At 43.8% G+C, this 15517-nt stretch carries 18 protein-coding genes; all 18 read right to left on the reverse strand.

What is annotated here, in order from left to right:
- Positions 1-37 precede the first annotated feature (37 nt).
- The gene (locus H70737_RS18140) at positions 38-1177 is read right to left on the reverse strand and encodes a 1-deoxy-D-xylulose-5-phosphate reductoisomerase (protein WP_042189421.1); all 1140 of its coding nucleotides are present in this window, start codon (positions 1175-1177) and stop codon (positions 38-40) included.
- Between the two features lie 20 nt (positions 1178-1197).
- The gene (locus H70737_RS18145; RefSeq protein ID WP_042189422.1) at positions 1198-2001 is read right to left on the reverse strand and encodes a phosphatidate cytidylyltransferase; all 804 of its coding nucleotides are present in this window, start codon (positions 1999-2001) and stop codon (positions 1198-1200) included.
- 21 nt (positions 2002-2022) lie between these two features.
- Positions 2023-2790, reverse strand: a complete 768-nt coding sequence (locus tag H70737_RS18150; RefSeq protein WP_042189423.1) for an undecaprenyl pyrophosphate synthase — start codon at positions 2788-2790, stop codon at positions 2023-2025.
- A 78-nt stretch (positions 2791-2868) separates the two neighbouring features.
- Positions 2869-3423 carry a ribosome recycling factor gene (gene frr, locus H70737_RS18155; protein WP_042189424.1) on the reverse strand — a complete coding sequence of 185 codons (555 nt, stop codon included), beginning with the start codon at positions 3421-3423 and terminating at the stop codon, positions 2869-2871.
- On the reverse strand, positions 3423-4151 hold the full coding sequence (gene pyrH / locus H70737_RS18160; RefSeq protein WP_036688491.1) for a UMP kinase: 729 nt from the start codon (positions 4149-4151) through the stop codon (positions 3423-3425). The genes frr and pyrH overlap by 1 nt, the downstream gene beginning before the upstream one ends.
- Positions 4152-4256: 105 nt before the next feature.
- Positions 4257-4907 carry a translation elongation factor Ts gene (gene tsf / locus H70737_RS18165; RefSeq protein WP_042189425.1) on the reverse strand — a complete coding sequence of 217 codons (651 nt, stop codon included), beginning with the start codon at positions 4905-4907 and terminating at the stop codon, positions 4257-4259.
- Between the two features lie 132 nt (positions 4908-5039).
- A complete protein-coding gene (gene rpsB, locus H70737_RS18170) occupies positions 5040-5741 on the reverse strand; it encodes a 30S ribosomal protein S2 (RefSeq protein ID WP_036688493.1) in 702 nt (233 codons plus the stop codon).
- A 161-nt stretch (positions 5742-5902) separates the two neighbouring features.
- Positions 5903-6547: an endolytic transglycosylase MltG gene (locus H70737_RS18175; protein ID WP_042189426.1), complete on the reverse strand. Its 645-nt coding sequence runs from the start codon at positions 6545-6547 to the stop codon at positions 5903-5905.
- Positions 6544-7122, reverse strand: a complete 579-nt coding sequence (locus tag H70737_RS18180; RefSeq protein WP_042189427.1) for a hypothetical protein — start codon at positions 7120-7122, stop codon at positions 6544-6546. Before H70737_RS18180 ends, H70737_RS18175 begins: the two co-directional genes overlap by 4 nt.
- A gap of 39 nt (positions 7123-7161) precedes the next feature.
- Positions 7162-7473 carry a hypothetical protein gene (locus H70737_RS18185; protein ID WP_042189428.1) on the reverse strand — a complete coding sequence of 104 codons (312 nt, stop codon included), beginning with the start codon at positions 7471-7473 and terminating at the stop codon, positions 7162-7164.
- Positions 7474-7621: 148 nt separating this feature from the next.
- On the reverse strand, positions 7622-9025 hold the full coding sequence (locus H70737_RS18190; protein WP_042189429.1) for a flagellar assembly protein A: 1404 nt from the start codon (positions 9023-9025) through the stop codon (positions 7622-7624).
- Between the two features lie 28 nt (positions 9026-9053).
- Entirely contained in the window at positions 9054-9842 is a 789-nt protein-coding gene (locus tag H70737_RS18195; RefSeq protein ID WP_042189430.1) for a FliA/WhiG family RNA polymerase sigma factor, read from the reverse strand.
- Between the two features lie 188 nt (positions 9843-10030).
- Positions 10031-10441: a hypothetical protein gene (locus H70737_RS18200; RefSeq protein ID WP_052404338.1), complete on the reverse strand. Its 411-nt coding sequence runs from the start codon at positions 10439-10441 to the stop codon at positions 10031-10033.
- A gap of 2 nt (positions 10442-10443) precedes the next feature.
- Entirely contained in the window at positions 10444-10941 is a 498-nt protein-coding gene (locus tag H70737_RS18205; RefSeq protein ID WP_042189431.1) for a chemotaxis protein CheD, read from the reverse strand.
- A complete protein-coding gene (locus tag H70737_RS18210; protein WP_371915738.1) occupies positions 10934-11527 on the reverse strand; it encodes a chemotaxis protein CheC in 594 nt (197 codons plus the stop codon). The genes H70737_RS18205 and H70737_RS18210 overlap by 8 nt, the downstream gene beginning before the upstream one ends.
- Positions 11528-11563: 36 nt before the next feature.
- The gene (locus H70737_RS18215) at positions 11564-12025 is read right to left on the reverse strand and encodes a chemotaxis protein CheW (protein WP_042189433.1); all 462 of its coding nucleotides are present in this window, start codon (positions 12023-12025) and stop codon (positions 11564-11566) included.
- A gap of 27 nt (positions 12026-12052) precedes the next feature.
- Complete coding sequence (locus tag H70737_RS18220) at positions 12053-14125, reverse strand: chemotaxis protein CheA (RefSeq protein ID WP_042189434.1); 2073 nt, start codon at positions 14123-14125, stop codon at positions 12053-12055.
- Between the two features lie 34 nt (positions 14126-14159).
- Positions 14160-15491: a protein-glutamate methylesterase/protein-glutamine glutaminase gene (locus H70737_RS18225; protein ID WP_042189435.1), complete on the reverse strand. Its 1332-nt coding sequence runs from the start codon at positions 15489-15491 to the stop codon at positions 14160-14162.
- Positions 15492-15517 lie beyond the last annotated feature (26 nt).

The raw sequence follows: 15517 nt of genomic DNA on the forward strand, positions 1-15517 counted from the left end.
TAAGTATTTCCAGCTTATCTAGAGATTTCACTACGTTCTACAGCGTTGCTGCCAGCTCACGAACACGCTTATCACAGGATTCAATTTGTTCCAAATTCGGATTGTCCTCGTTAATATGACGATGCAGCACTTCCCCGATGATCTCCTCAATGCGCAGGAATGGGATCTCATGACTCAAGAAACGAGCAACAGCAATTTCATTCGCAGCATTAAAAGCAGTAGTAGCTGTCCCTCCAGCTTTTCCACAATCCATGGCTAGCTTAAGCGCAGGGAATCGTTCATAGTCCATTTCTCGGAAAGTCAAACGTCCAACTTCAGCTAACGACAAACGCTGTGCCGGCGATTCCCAGCGTTCGGGATACGTGAGCGCATATTGAATCGGGACACGCATATCGGGATTACCAAGCTGAGCAATAATACTGCTATCGCGGAACTCCACATATGAGTGAATGATACTCTCTGGATGCAAAAGTACATTTACTTGTTCATAAGGTAGACCAAATAACCAATGCGCTTCAATCACCTCAAGCCCTTTATTCACCATTGTAGCAGAATCAATCGTGATTTTCGCGCCCATGCTCCAATTCGGATGACGAAGTGCATCTTCTACTGTTACATTCTTGAGTTGATCACGAGTGAAATCCCGGAAGGATCCACCAGAAGCCGTTAAAGTGATGCAAGCAATATCCGCGAGATTCTCACCATTTAAGCACTGAAAAATAGCAGAATGCTCGCTATCAATAGGTAACAACTTAACACCCTTACGATTAGCTAGATCAGTGACGAGGTGTCCTGCCGTTACCAAAGTCTCTTTATTAGCTAGTCCAATATGTTTGCCTGCTTCGATCGCAGCTAACGTGGATTGGAGGCCTACACTACCCATAACAGCCGTTACGACCATTTCGGCATCTCCACCAGCTGCCACCTCAACAAGACCTTCATTCCCGCTGTATAGCTGTATGCCAGAAGGCAGACTGGATCTAATCTCATCTGCCAACTCCTTTGTTGCAACAGAAACACGACGAGGATTAAACCGACGGACTTGTTCCAGCAATAACGCTGTATTCGTTCCAGCTGCCAAGCCATCTACTTGAAAAGAGTCTGGGTGCATAGCGATGACATCTAGAGTCTGAGTGCCGATCGAACCTGTGGAACCAAGAACACTTATTTTTTTCATAGTTATACCCTCTCCTTCCGTTAATAGTAAGGCATGAGCGTTAGGATATGTACGAATGGAAATACGATAATCCAGCTGTCACATCGATCAAGAATACCACCGTGACCTGGCAGAAGTGTGCCTGAATCTTTGATACCATACGCACGTTTATAGGCAGATTGCACAAGATCACCAAGCTGACCCAAGACCGCACAAGAAAGCCCTATAAGTAGCGCTCGTCCTATCGCTAGATGTTCAGGAGCAAATATTGCAAACACGATCGCGATTAGCATCGAGATCAGTACCCCACCTACTGCACCTTCCACCGTTTTGTTGGGACTGATGGCAGGCCAAAGTTTGTTCTTACCCATGCTTCTTCCAACAAAGTAAGCCCCGGCATCACTACCCCAAATGCAGAAAAGGAGTAAAAAAGTCCAGAACAAACCATGTCCGTCATCCGATGCACGAGCCATGGCCATATAAGAAAAACCCATTCCAATGTATACTATACCAGTAAACAGCAAGGCTGTTACTCGAATATCTAATTTATTTTTAGTAAAAACTGTAACTAAAAGGAACAACAGCAGCAGAATCCAAATTCCTTGTTCCCACGATAAGGGTGCAGAGATCCCAAGCAAATTCCAAGGGATCATAAAACTTAGAATGGCTGCATAACCAAGAACGGTAGAACCGGAAAGCGCAGGTATCCCTATCATTTTCACAAATTCATAAAACCCGATAAAAGCCATGGCAGTAAGTAACAACTGGTATGGCCAGTTTCCCAACACGCATAAGCCTAAAAATAGTGCTCCGGCAACAATTCCGGTAATCAATCGCTGCTTCAAAGGTTTCCATCTCCTATCAAGCTACTTCAGTCCACCATAACGGCGTGTACGGCGTTGATATTCAGCAACTGCCTGATGCAAATGCTCCTTATCAAATTCAGGCCAATACACATCAGTAAACCACAGCTCACTATAAGCAAGCTGCCATAGCATGAAATTGCTAAGTCGCATTTCTCCGCTTGTACGTATAAGCAAATCCGGATCTGGTAACCCACCAGATAACATTCGGCTATCGATTAGATCAGTCGTAATATCTTCCGGTGACAAAGCCCCTGATTGGATGTCCTTACCAATGCTGCGCATGCAGTCCTCAATTTCTTTACGTCCCCCATAATTAAGAGCAAAATTCAATATAAGTCCAGTATTGCCCTGTGTTCGGGAAACCGCTTCTTCCATAGCCTTACGTGTATATGAAGGTAATGCATCAGTATCCCCCATCATACGTACTTGGACATTCTTCTCAATCAGTTCATCAAGCTCAATGGCTAGAAACTCCACTGGCAAGCGCATCAGATAATCGACTTCTTCCTTTGGTCGTTTCCAATTTTCTGTCGAGAACGCATACATCGTCAAAAACTCAACACCCAGTTCGTCTGCAGCGATTGTAGCACGTTTAACAGCCTTCATGCCATTCTGATGACCCACAACGCGCGGCAACCCGCGACGCTTAGCCCAACGCCCATTGCCGTCCATAATAACAGCCACGTGCCGGGGAATGTTATCCGGTGAAATCTCGACTGGCTGTTGCCTGTCTTTACGGCTCAGCCACGCTTGAACCCGTTTGATCATTTCCGTTTCCTCCAAGCTCTTATCAGAAAGAGACAAACCCCACCATTAACGGAGGGGCCTTAAGTCTCTAGAATATCTTTATACTTCCATAATCTCTTTTTCTTTGGATACAAGCACTTTGTCGACCTCGGCTATGAACTTATCCGTTGTCTTTTGAATGTCTTCCTGATGGCCACGGGACTCATCTTCCGAGATACCGTTTTTCTCCATCTTCTTAATATCATCGTTAGCATCACGGCGAATGTTGCGGATCGCTACTTTCGCTTCTTCACCAAATTTCTTCGTCAATTTCACCAAATCCGTCCGACGTTCTTCAGTCAGCGGAGGGATAGAAAGACGAATGATTGTGCCGTCATTAGCAGGCGTCAAACCGATATCCGATTTCATAATCGCCCGTTCAATGTCAGACATCGATGTTTTGTCCCACGGCTGGATTAACAGTGTCCGGGAATCCGGAGTACTGATGTTCGCCAGCTGATTGATTGGAGTTGGGGAACCATAATATTCAACTTGAATGCGATCTAGCAGTGATGTTGTTGCACGTCCTGCACGCAATGTTGCCAAGTCACGTTTCAGCGATGAAATCGCTTTTTCCATACGCTCTTCGGCATTTTTTTTGACCGATTGTGGCATTAATCTACACTCCCTTTAACAATCGTCCCGATCTTCTCACCGAGAACGACACGTTTGATATTGCCTTGTTCAGTAATGGCAAATACAATGAGCGGTATATTATTATCCATGCATAGAGATGAAGCTGTGGAATCCATAACACCAAGGTTTTTGTTTAGAACATCCATGTAAGTGAGCTGTTCAAATTTCTCGGCTGTGCTGTCTTTAAACGGATCTGCTGAATATACACCATCAACTTTGTTCTTCGCCATCAGAATAACTTCTGCTTCGATTTCTGCTGCTCTAAGTGCTGCAGTAGTATCTGTAGAGAAGAAAGGGTTTCCTGTGCCTGCTGCAAAAATAACAACACGGCCCTTCTCCAAGTGGCGAATCGCACGACGACGAATGTACGGTTCAGCAATTTGCTGCATCGAGATCGAAGTCTGCACTCTTGTTGGCACATCGATTTGTTCTAATGCATCCTGCAGAGCAAGTGAATTCATTACTGTTGCCAGCATGCCCATATAATCTGCAGTAGCGCGATCTATGCCACTTGCACTACCAGCGATCCCGCGCCAAATGTTACCTCCACCACAAACAATCGCAACCTGAACGCCAAGCTCTACAACTTCCTTGATCTGTTCAGCGATGGAAATAATCATGTCGGCATCAATACCATATCCGTTTTGTCCTGCCAAAGACTCTCCACTTACCTTAAGGACTACTCTCTTAAATACCGGCTGTTCCAAATGTATACCCTCACTTTCTGCAAAAGACGGAACACTACGTGTACGTGTTCCGCTCTTCTGATGCTTGCCTTTATTCAATTCTTCACATTTATGATGAAGCTGATATTAATTATTTACTTGTGCCATAACTTCTTCAACAAAGTTATCGACTTTCTTTTCCAAACCTTCGCCTAGTTCAAAACGAGCAAAACGACGGATCGAGATGTTTTCTCCGATTGTGCTGATTTTTTCGTTCAGCAATTGGGAGATCGTTTTGTCTGGGTCTTTAACGAAGGTTTGCTCAAGCAAGCAATATTCTTCGTAATATTTACCAATACGTCCTTCAACCATTTTTTCAATGATTTTCTCAGGCTTACCTTCATTCAAAGCTTGAGCTTTCAGGATTTCTTTTTCTTTTTCTACATCTTCTTGCGGAACTTCTTCACGACGAACATAACGTGGGTTTGCTGCAGCGATTTGCATAGCGATATCGCGAGCAAAATCCTTGAAGGAATCTGTTTTACCTACAAAGTCAGTTTCGCAGTTGATTTCTACAAGTACACCAATACGGCCGCCAGCGTGGATGTAAGATTCTACAACGCCTTCAGTAGCAATACGTCCTGCTTTGTTTGCTGCTGCGGACAAACCTTTTTCACGAAGCAATTCAGCCGCTTTAGTGATATCGTTATTAGCTTCTTCAAGCGCTTTTTTACAATCAAGCATACCAGCGCCTGTTCTTTCACGAAGTTCTTTTACTGCTTTTGCATCAACTGCCATTGTTTATTCCCTCCAGGTAATTGTCGTTTTCTTACATTATTCAAGGCTTTTATCCTAAAAAAAGGGCAGTGAGAGGTTATCCACCTGCCAACCACCCTTTTCATTTAAGTTCTTGTATGTGTTAGTCGCTACTTAAGCAGTAGTTGTGTCTTCGCCTTGGTGAGCTTCAACAACAGCGTCTGCCATTTTACCAGTCAACAATTTCACGGCGCGGATAGCGTCGTCGTTACCTGGAATTACGTAGTCGATTTCGTCTGGATCACAGTTAGTATCAACAATAGCTACGATTGGAATACCCAATTTGCGAGCTTCTGCAACTGCAATACGCTCTTTACGCGGGTCAATGATGAACAACGCGCTTGGTAGACCTTTCATGTTCTTGATACCGCCCAAGAATTTCTCAAGACGATCTTTCTCTTTGCGAAGAAGGATAACTTCTTTCTTAGGTAGAACTTCGAAAGTGCCGTCCTCTTCCCAAGATTCCAATTTCTTCAAACGATCAATACGTTTTTGGATAGTTTGGAAGTTAGTAAGAGTTCCGCCCAACCAACGTTGGTTAATGAAGAACATACCGGAACGTTCTGCTTCTTCTTTTACGGAATCTTGTGCTTGTTTCTTTGTTCCTACGAACAGGATTGTGCCGTTGTCACCAGCGACGCTTTTTACAAAGTTGTAAGCTTCTTCTACCTTCTTGACTGTTTTTTGCAAGTCAATAATGTAAATTCCGTTTCTTTCAGTGAAGATATAACGATCCATCTTTGGGTTCCAACGACGAGTCTGGTGACCGAAGTGTACCCCAGCTTCTAGAAGCTGTTTCATGGAGATTACTGCCATCTTCACACACCTCCTAAGTTTGGTTTATTGTGTGTCTCCTCCGCCGTGCGTCATCTTTCAGCAAGACTTTCTTCAGAAGAAAGCACCCCTTGTCGAAATCAACCGGCGTGTGTTTTAACACCGTCAATTACTATACCATATTTTATTAGTGTATGCAACGATCATTGAAAACTTATTAATTTTTCTAGTATAGAATCTAGACTCTCGTCTTTATTAAAGGTATAAGAACCCGATTGAATCTTCGTATTGATCTGGCGTTGATTGGCCGCTTTAAGAAAACTAGCCTTGTCCTTAATGACTTCAGCCTTCTCCAAAATATCTGCTGTTTTTGTCAGTGTGCTACCTGAAGGTATACGAACAACAACCCCTGCATTCGCAGTGGCTTTAGGCTTATCAGGTGCAACAGCAGATGGTGCAGTAGTGACCTCTGGCTTCTCAATTGTGCCTTCTTTAGGCGTTGAGGGCTCTTTAGGAGGGACAACCTTATTAGGGTTATCAGATACTGTAGGAGATACTACAGGAGCGGGAGAAGCCGCTACTGTAGGCTTAGAAGGTTCCACGTTCTCCGTACTTCCCTCATTAACGCCGTCTGTCTTCCCACCTTGAACAGCGTCCTCCAAAGCAGACTCATCAGAAGGAGGTTCAGTAGATTCGTCGATAACCTTCAAGTTCAATTTCTCAGCACCTTGTATTACCTGTTCCTTGGTGAGTGGAGCCGCTCCACCGGATATCATTAACTGAAGTAATAGTGCGCCTGCAATTAGCCCTGTGCCAAGACCGAACAAAAAAGAACGGTTCTTCATCATACCGATTCCTCCTGTTTGGCGAGTTGCAGAATCAGTTGCACTTCTCCCCGCTGAAGTCCAGCCGTCTTGGCAATGGAGTCTATCGATTTCCCCTGCTCATGTAGTTCAAATAATCGTGGATATCGCAATTTAATAGAACTAATAGGTTTCGCTTTCACTTCTGATTTTATTGAACTCAGTTCAGCTCCGGCAGACGGGTCTCCGATCAACGCAACCTTAGCATACGAACCCTTCTCAACCAAAACTTCCAACTCTCTTAACCGCTTTTCTTCGTTAGTTACTCGGCCCTCTAATAATAAAGAGCTTTGCTGTAATTCTGTCAATTGATGCTGTAAATCACTAATCTGCCCTTGCATTGCTACATGATTAGTTTGTGATTGCTGTTTAATACTGCTGACCAACTGTGCTAGCTCTTCATTCTCGCGCTCTATGTCAGCCATATATAGCTCAAGCGCAGCCTCCGTTTCTTTGAGGCTTTGCTGCTCTGCTTTTCCTTCCTTCATACGTGCTGGAAGTAAAAGGGCATAAAGAATAGCGGCGACACCTACTAGCACAATATACACCCATGGTTGCAAGTGCCTTATCTCCTTTTACATATCAAATATAATTACTTATTAAAGACTCAGATCAATGCGCTGTCCTTTGTAAGGATGTTCCGCATCACGAGTGCCTGACTTCGAACGTTTCTCCGAGGAAGGATTCCCTCCGGAATGATGATTGCCTTTATCTCCGCCATCGCGTAAAGCAGATTCAGAAGATTCATCCACTTCAGCGCTTCGCATGGTCATTTCCTGACTTTGTTTCACATTTTGTCCGGCAAGTTGATGCTGATCAATAGCGGGGCGCTGCTGAGATTCATTCTGAACCTTACCCGCTTCCGTAGTCCGAGGTAGTGCAATTTGCAGTTCCACTGGTTTTAGGCTCATCATAACCCTCTTCTCATAAGAAGAAACGATGTTGTCGTCTTTTGAAGACGATAACTGTTTCTCGTAAAAATATAAGGATAATGTATAACATGAAACTTATACTTTCTTATATTTCAAGAATGGCCGGCCGCTATTGCTGCCCGCCCGATTAATTGTATGGCGTTAAGGATATATCACCTTCACTATAAACAAACACAACTCGTTCTGTGGGGTCCTTTACAAATCGTGTATATCTACCGATCATAATTTTGGATCCGCCATAGATCGTTTTGATCACTTCAACTCTAGCTCTGCCTGTATCTTCTAGCATTCTTTCAATCTCTAGTACACGTTCTTTAATTCTTTTTTCCTCACGTTGATGAGACTGTTTGGTAGCATTCAATTTAACGCGAAGTGCCACTTTATCTGCAGGGAGTTGACCATTAGTTGCCAATTGATTTAATAGATACAACGCTTTAGACGTTTTGTCCTCATTTTCAAGTAATTGACGCAGTGATTGACGCAGCTCGTTAATCTCATTTCTGAGCTCAGGTACTACTCCTACCTCAATAGAAGTCGCTGTGGACATGGTATTGCCTATGGTACGTGCTACGACTCTTTCCCCAGACTGTACAGTTCCGCCAACTATCAATCCCTTAGCCCCATTACAAAGAACGTCTCTGCCCGCGCGTATATTGGAATGCATAATGCTCTGGGATACAATGACATCTTCACCAGCTGTTACATTACCATCTTGAATGAAAGAGACCTTAACATTTTTCCCAGCAGTTACATGTCCTTTGTTATAGCCGATAATTCCACCCGTAATTTCGATCGATCCTCCAGAGATTAATTCCGCTCCTTCAACTCCACCAACCACACGAATATCACCGGCGGATTTTACAGAAAATCCTGAAAGTACGTTTCCTCGAATAACAACGGTACCTACAAAATCAATGTTCCCAGTACTGTAGTCCACATCACCATTCACTTCATACACAGGAAATACATTGATTTTACCGCTATCAGTTAAAGTAACAAGACCGTCAATTGCGGCATACATCGAGGTTCCATTGTTATCAACGAGTACGTTCTTACCCACTTTAAAATGAGCTTCCCTTCCAGCTCTGAAAGCAAGCTCATCACCAGTTACAGTCTTACCATGCTTACCAGGCTGAGCAGGGATAATTCTAGCTATCAGCTTTCCTTTGAGGACGTTACGAAGCCGAACTAAATCCTTATAATCCACCTTACCATCCGCTTTTTCAAGCGGCTTGCGATCCTCTTCCAGATCAACAGTAAGCATAATACTTCCGTCGACTCCATTTACTGCAGGTTCACCTGTAGCAATAGCGACTTTACTCCAAAAAAACTCCTCCGGATGACTACAAATACGTCCAACAATATCACGCTGGACCCCGTAGCGAATATTGTGACTGTGCAGGAAGCTTTCCAATTCTGTAGGAGTGCAGGAAAAATTCTCATCCTTTTTGGAGAACTGCAAATACGCGATCCCTTTGTCATCCGAAAAAGTAATACTTAAGTACTGATCCAAAGCATTTTGACCGATCAATTTTGCTCCCCCTTGTCACCACTAACGGTTAATCGTTCTGCATAAGTAGATCGCGATTCTTCTCAAGCGTTCCCCTCAGCCGCAAAATAGCCTTGGAATGAAGCTGCGAAATCCGTGAAGGAGATAGTGACATGACCTCTGCGATTTCGCTCAATGATAAATCTTCATAATATAAAAGGGACACAACGGTCCGTTCTTTCACCGTTAATTTCTCAATACCTTTGGTGAGGGCTTCGCGTAAGTAGAACTCATTTACCTTGCTATCCGGATTCTTAGCTTTATCGTCCACCAGTATGGACATTCGGGTCTCTGATTCCTCTTCACGAATCGGGTCTTCCAGTGAACATAGTGACATTACAGCCACATCCTGCAACATATTTTGAAATTCAGTTACACTAATATTCAGGTATAGACTCATTTCCTCATCACTAACGGATCTCAAATACTTCTGTTCCAACTGCTGATAAGCGTCCTCGATTTTTTTAGCTTTTTCTCGCACAGATCTAGGGACCCAATCACTTTGACGTAAGGAATCTAAAATCGCACCACGTACGCGCCAGGAAGCATAGGTCTGAAACTGCAATCCCCGTTTGTAGTCGAATTTTTCAATCGCATCAATTAATCCCATTACTCCATTGCTGGCTAGATCATCTTTAGATACATTTTTGGGCAATCCCACAGCCAAACGGCTGGATACATAATCAACAATATGGAGATAACTCTCTATCAGCTTCTTTTTGGCTTCAGGGTCACTGTGTTCTTTCCACTGTTCCCATAGCTCGTCAGTTTCCAATTGAGAAGCTTTACGCTCGTTCAATAGCTTTCACCCTTCCCAAAGTTTAGTCAGAGAGCTTGTCGCGGCGAAACCTGCCTAGTCACAAGCATAAACGCCTTCGGCATCCTTATGAGGACGGTAGCGTTTATGCGAGAAATATAAGGATAATGTATAAAGTGAAACTTATACTTTCTTATATTTAAGATAACCGATTCCGCCACAGCGCTCGCTTATTCTTCTTTCAGGTGACGAACGGCCTTGGCCAATTCTTCAGGATCTTTCATAGAGACTAGTTTTGGGGGTGTAAGAGGCTTGAACCCCTCACTGTTCCCACTCCCTTGTCCTGGCTTCGGTTTGAGTAGATTAATTAACTCTTCATCCTCATTAGGGGTACTGATGTCTAGCTTTGCACCAAGTTCTTCTCCCTCAACATCCTGTTCATCCGGAGGCGATGATTGATACACGATAAAACCCAATACCCATCTTAGGAGGAAAGCAAGCAGAAACCAGATGATAAATCCTAATAGGCTTCGTAATAAACTAGTACCGAGAACATTATTACTGTAGGTTACAAAAAATGTGAATACAAAACCTATCAAACCAAACAGCAAGTTTATAAAAATGTTTCCTATCATTTTCATATTTATATTTCCTTAGCGCCTTTTTGCACACTGCGGATGAACAATACACCAGTGTTGCAGGCAATTTCTATCGTACGGCCATAATTACCGCCCGTGTCTTCCGCAATTAACGGAATTTTCAAATTCTCAAGAGCAAGTTTACAAGATTCAACATTACGAGGCCCGATCCTCATGGTGTCGCTCCCCCCGGCAAAGGCAAACATTTGTGATCCTCCTGCCATCTTGGCTACGATCCGACTCCGAACCGCACCAAGCTCCAGCAAACGGGATAAGAGCTCCGGCACTGCAGTATCTGCAAACTTAGCGATGTTTAATTGCCCTTCCCTAGCAATCTCAGAAGTAGGGAGCATCACATGCGCCATTCCCGCGAGTTTTTTTCCAGGGTCAAACAATGTCAATCCCACGCAGGAGCCAAGACCCGTTGTACGAATCAAACTATCCTGGCTTCCAATGTTAAGATCTGCCATCCCTACTTTAATGATGCTTTGTTCTTCAATCATTTTCAAACGGAACTCCTAGCGATTTGAAGATTTTCGGGAATGATTCCGGATCGGGAATAAGGAAAAATTGCCCTTCAATTTCGTTTTTCCCCTCAAAAAAGGTAGTATCGATCAACAATGCATCGTCACCCATTTGCCCAAATTGCAGCAAACCGTAGCTTAGGATGGCTCCAGCCATATCCATAGCAAGTGCAGGAACTGTTGGATACATAGAAAGTGAGGTAAAGTCTGCAAGAGAAGATAAGTACGATCCTGCTAATATATTTCCAATTTCACTCAGCGCGGAAAGTTCCATTTCTCCAAGTTCTTGGTCACTCAAAATCTCGATGCCTGCAATGCGACTGAGTAAGTTCAAAGCGGCTTCCGGGGAAAGAATGAAAAATAGGTTGCCCGGAGCTTCTCCCTCCACACGTAAGAAAACTGCATATACTAGTTCTTCAGCTCCACCAACTTTGTCCGTTATCTCTTCAAAGTTGAGAAGCTGTACCTTGGGAACAGCCATATCAATCGGCTTATTCAAGAGCTGTGATAATGCGGTGGCTGCATTCCCAGCTCCAATATTCCCGACTTCCTTAAGCACATCCATTTTAAAATCCTTATAGTGCTTAAATAATTCCACAGGTTAGCCCTCTAGGCTTTCTAATTGAACGATTTCGTTTTTGTTAAGCACTTCTGACAGATTAAGCATGATCAGCAAGCGCTCTTCACCTATCTTGGCCACCCCATCTAAATACTTCGCTTTGATGCCGCCAACAACATCTGGAGGTGTATCGATAGAATCCCTGTTCAAATCTATTACATCATTTGCTGAATCTACAATGAAACCTACTTCCATTTCATTAACAGATACGATAATTACACGAGACTGATCTGTTTGCTCCGCCTCTTCGATCCCAAAGCGACCTCGAAGGTCAATCACAGGGATAACAACACCACGTAAATTAATTACACCCTTGATAAAAGAATACGTTTTAGGTACACGAGTTATTGGCATCATGCGCTCAATGGTTTGTACCTTCTCAACTTCGATACCGTATTCCTCTGAGCCTAATTTGAACACTATCACTTTAATATCTTCAGCCATGGAACGAACCTCCCTGTTCTATCCTAGTTATTTAATAAAAGCGTTCGGATCAATAATAAGTGCGACTTGGCCATCTCCAAGTATCGTTGCGCCAGATATCCCTTGAATTTCAGGTAAATATTTACCCAGATTCTTGATAACAATCTCGTTCTGACCAATAAAATCCTGTACAGCCAAGGCCACAAGACGTTCTCCCTTACGTACAACTACGATCTCTGTCTCTTCTTCAGTACTCTCATCATAATCAGGCACCGAAAATAGACGACTAAGAGAGACTAGTGGAATATGAGAATTCCGGAACTCTAACATTTTGTTGCCATGAATCGTACGGATTTGAGTGTTCTTCACGATTCCAGTTTCCACAATAGAGGATAATGGAATGGCGTACTTCTCAGAGCCCAATCGAATAAGCATGGCCGCAATAATGGATAGCGTAAGTGGCAGCTGTACTGAGAAATTCGTTCCTTTACCTGGTGAAGAATAGATTGTTACATTACCACCCAGTGAAGAAATCTTAGCTTTAACAACATCCAGTCCTACGCCACGACCTGAGACATCAGAAATAACTTCTGCCGTGCTGAACCCTGGTGCAAATAGTAGTTGATAAGCTTCATCATCCGTCATATTTGCCGCCTGCTCTTGCGTGATCACGCCTTTTTTCACAGCAGACTTCAAAACCTTCTCTGGGTAAATACCTGTTCCATCTTCCTCAATTTCAATGAAGACATGATTTCCGCTGTGGAAAGCACGTAGATGAACTGTCCCAGTCTCTGGTTTACCAGCAGCAATACGATCAGCAATAGATTCAATACCGTGATCAACCGCATTACGCAATAAATGCACAAGTGGATCACCAATTTCATCAATTACCGTCCGGTCAAGCTCGGTTTCGGCACCCGTTACAATTAGATCTACTTTCTTATCCAGAGACTTAGCTAGATCACGAACCATACGCGGGAAACGGTTAAATACGGTATCTACTGGAACCATCCGAAGCTTCATCACAATATTCTGGAGATCTCCGCTTACTCTGCCCATATGCTCGACGGTTTCCGTAAGATCACCATTCTGAACCTCTGAAGCCAGCTGCTCTAAACGAACTCTGTCGATCAGAAGTTCACTAAATAGATTCATGAGCACGTCTAAGCGTTCGATATCTACGCGGATCGTACGTGAAGGCGCTCCTCCAGTTTTGGTTGCTCCCGGCTTATTACCTTCATCTTTGGTAGGCAACGGTTTAGATGCTACTGGAGCAGCAGGAGCTGTTTCCTCTATAGTGGCTGTTGCGGCAACCTCTGACACGGCAGCTGCCGATTCTTGACCAAGCATTTTCAAGGATTCTTGATCTAGTGCTACTGCTGTTACTTTATCAATTTCAGACAAATTCATAATCATTGCCTGAATCTGATCAGCGTTTTTTTGGGTTATGTAATAGAGTGAGAAGCTTTGGTCAAATTTCTCTTGTTCTATATCTTGAACAGATGGGAAGGATTTAACTACTTCACCCGAACGTTCGAGCAGATCAAACACCATGTATGCACGTACAGCCTTAAGTTGGCAATCCTTGCGGATCGTTACATCTACATACAATGCATGATGCCCTTCCTGAATCGATTGTTCTAGAACAGAAAATTGGAACTCATCTAAATGTATCGGAGTTTCAGCTGCTTGTGCATCAGACGTATTAGCAGCAGAGGCTGCTCCGCCTTCAACTGGAATCTCACCCCGGACGATAGCCTGCAGGGATGAGACAATGGCTGATACATCTGCTTTACCTTCGCCACCTCTAGTAATATCCTCAACCATAGACTCTAAGGCATCCAAACTTTTGAATAACGTATCAAAAATGAAATCCTGCATGCGCAGCTTGTTATTACGTACAAGATCTAACACATTCTCCATTTGGTGTGTAAGTGAAGCCAAATCTTCAAAGCCCATTGTCGCTGCCATACCTTTTAAAGTGTGCGCAGAGCGGAATATGACCTGTACGATACTAAGATCCTCAGGATTCGCTTCCAGCCCCATCATGCTCTCGTTCAATGACTGCAGATGATCATTCGACTCATCAATAAACATGGATAAATATTGGTTCATGTCCATAGTAGAGCACCTCCCCTTCGAGTTCGCTTTTCCGTTATTTAACGGCTTGCACTAGCCTTGGAGCAATTTCTTGCAAAGGCAGTACATATTTGACGCACTGCAATTCCACCGCAGATCGCGGCATCCCGTAAACGACACAGGTCTCTTCACTTTCAGCAAATGTTGAGGTAACCCCTGAGTCATAGAGAGATTTCATCATCCTAGCACCATCACTACCCATCCCTGTCATCAGCAACACGTGCCGATCTAGAGATGTGAGTGGAAGCAATGATTCGAATAAAACATCCACTGAAGGTCGGTGGCCATTTCGCGCCTCCTCCTTCGTGAGTACAACTGCATATTGCCCTTTAGATGTTGGGGTAACCTGTAAATGATAGCCTCCAGGCGCAATGTAGGCTGCTCCTTTTCGTAATATCATCCCCTGCTCTGCTTCTAACACTTCTAGCGGACTGAATGTATTCAGACGCTGGGCTAGTGATTTCGTAAAGTTAGGCGGCATATGCTGCACAATGACAATAGGAGCTGGAAAATCCGCTGGAATTTTCTCCAGGAGTACCTTCAGTGCACGAGGTCCGCCTGTAGAACAACCGACAGCAACTAATTTGTGCAAATTCTCGCTACCAACCATTCGATCCGGAGTAAGTCCCGGAGACTCAGTAGATACCTCCACTAAAGACTCTATCACCGGTTTGGGCGGAAATGGTTTATTCTCTACTTTAGTCTTTGGTTTAGACTTTTCGATTAACGGTGTTTTAGCAGAGATGATTGGTTTGGTTGCTTTTTTAGGGATAGTACTATCTACTGGCTGTTTCCCCCGAGGTTTTCTCATTTCTTCATCTTTGAGAGAAGATTTAAGTGCTGCCTTGGATTTGTCCGGTAACAATCTCGGTGCAGTCGGCAGTAATGGCTCTAAAGGCGTGATTTCAGGCATCCTAAAAGCAGATGCTCGTGCTTCACGTTGCTCTCGAGCCAACATAGCTTCTTTCATTTGCTCTCTTAGGGATTCCCCTACGCCCGTTATATCCTGGGAATTTGATATTGAAGGTTTACGAATGAAATCAAAAGCGCCCCATTCCAGTGCAAGAATGGTTTCCTTCATACCCTCTTCATTGATGCCTGACAGCATAATCACTGGCAGCGGATCTGACGCCATTATTATTTTCAGCGCTTCCAGGCCGTTCATCTCCGGCATTTCCACATCCATAGTAACTAGATCCGGCCGAAGTTTATTTATTTTCTCGATAGCCTCGCGACCATTTGTGGCTGTTGCCGTCACCTGAAAGTCAGCGTCATTTTCAATTAAATCGGAAATGATCTTGCGCATAAATGCAGAATCATCAACAACCAAAACTTTATATGGCTTCATATCATTTCCACCTCTGTTCCAGATTC

Origin of the sequence: Paenibacillus sp. FSL H7-0737, assembly GCF_000758545.1 — a bacterium.
Classification (GTDB): domain Bacteria; phylum Bacillota; class Bacilli; order Paenibacillales; family Paenibacillaceae; genus Paenibacillus_AQ.

Bases quoted from the DNA above. Each gene is read 5' to 3' on its own strand.
- H70737_RS18220 (WP_042189434.1), bottom strand. From the start codon at position 14,125: ATGGACATGAACCAATATTTATCCATGTTTATTGATGAGTCGAATGAT.
- H70737_RS18175 (WP_042189426.1), bottom strand. From the start codon at position 6,547: ATGATGAAGAACCGTTCTTTTTTGTTCGGTCTTGGCACAGGGCTAATT.
- frr (WP_042189424.1), bottom strand. From the start codon at position 3,423: ATGCCACAATCGGTCAAAAAAAATGCCGAAGAGCGTATGGAAAAAGCG.
- H70737_RS18225 (WP_042189435.1), bottom strand. From the start codon at position 15,491: ATGAAGCCATATAAAGTTTTGGTTGTTGATGATTCTGCATTTATGCGC.
- H70737_RS18200 (WP_052404338.1), bottom strand. From the start codon at position 10,441: ATGAAAATGATAGGAAACATTTTTATAAACTTGCTGTTTGGTTTGATA.
- H70737_RS18185 (WP_042189428.1), bottom strand. From the start codon at position 7,473: ATGAGCCTAAAACCAGTGGAACTGCAAATTGCACTACCTCGGACTACG.
- H70737_RS18210 (WP_371915738.1), bottom strand. From the start codon at position 11,527: ATGGATGTGCTTAAGGAAGTCGGGAATATTGGAGCTGGGAATGCAGCC.
- tsf (WP_042189425.1), bottom strand. From the start codon at position 4,907: ATGGCAGTTGATGCAAAAGCAGTAAAAGAACTTCGTGAAAGAACAGGC.
- H70737_RS18215 (WP_042189433.1), bottom strand. From the start codon at position 12,025: ATGGCTGAAGATATTAAAGTGATAGTGTTCAAATTAGGCTCAGAGGAA.
- H70737_RS18205 (WP_042189431.1), bottom strand. From the start codon at position 10,941: ATGATTGAAGAACAAAGCATCATTAAAGTAGGGATGGCAGATCTTAAC.
- rpsB (WP_036688493.1), bottom strand. From the start codon at position 5,741: ATGGCAGTAATCTCCATGAAACAGCTTCTAGAAGCTGGGGTACACTTC.
- H70737_RS18140 (WP_042189421.1), bottom strand. From the start codon at position 1,177: ATGAAAAAAATAAGTGTTCTTGGTTCCACAGGTTCGATCGGCACTCAG.
- H70737_RS18150 (WP_042189423.1), bottom strand. From the start codon at position 2,790: ATGATCAAACGGGTTCAAGCGTGGCTGAGCCGTAAAGACAGGCAACAG.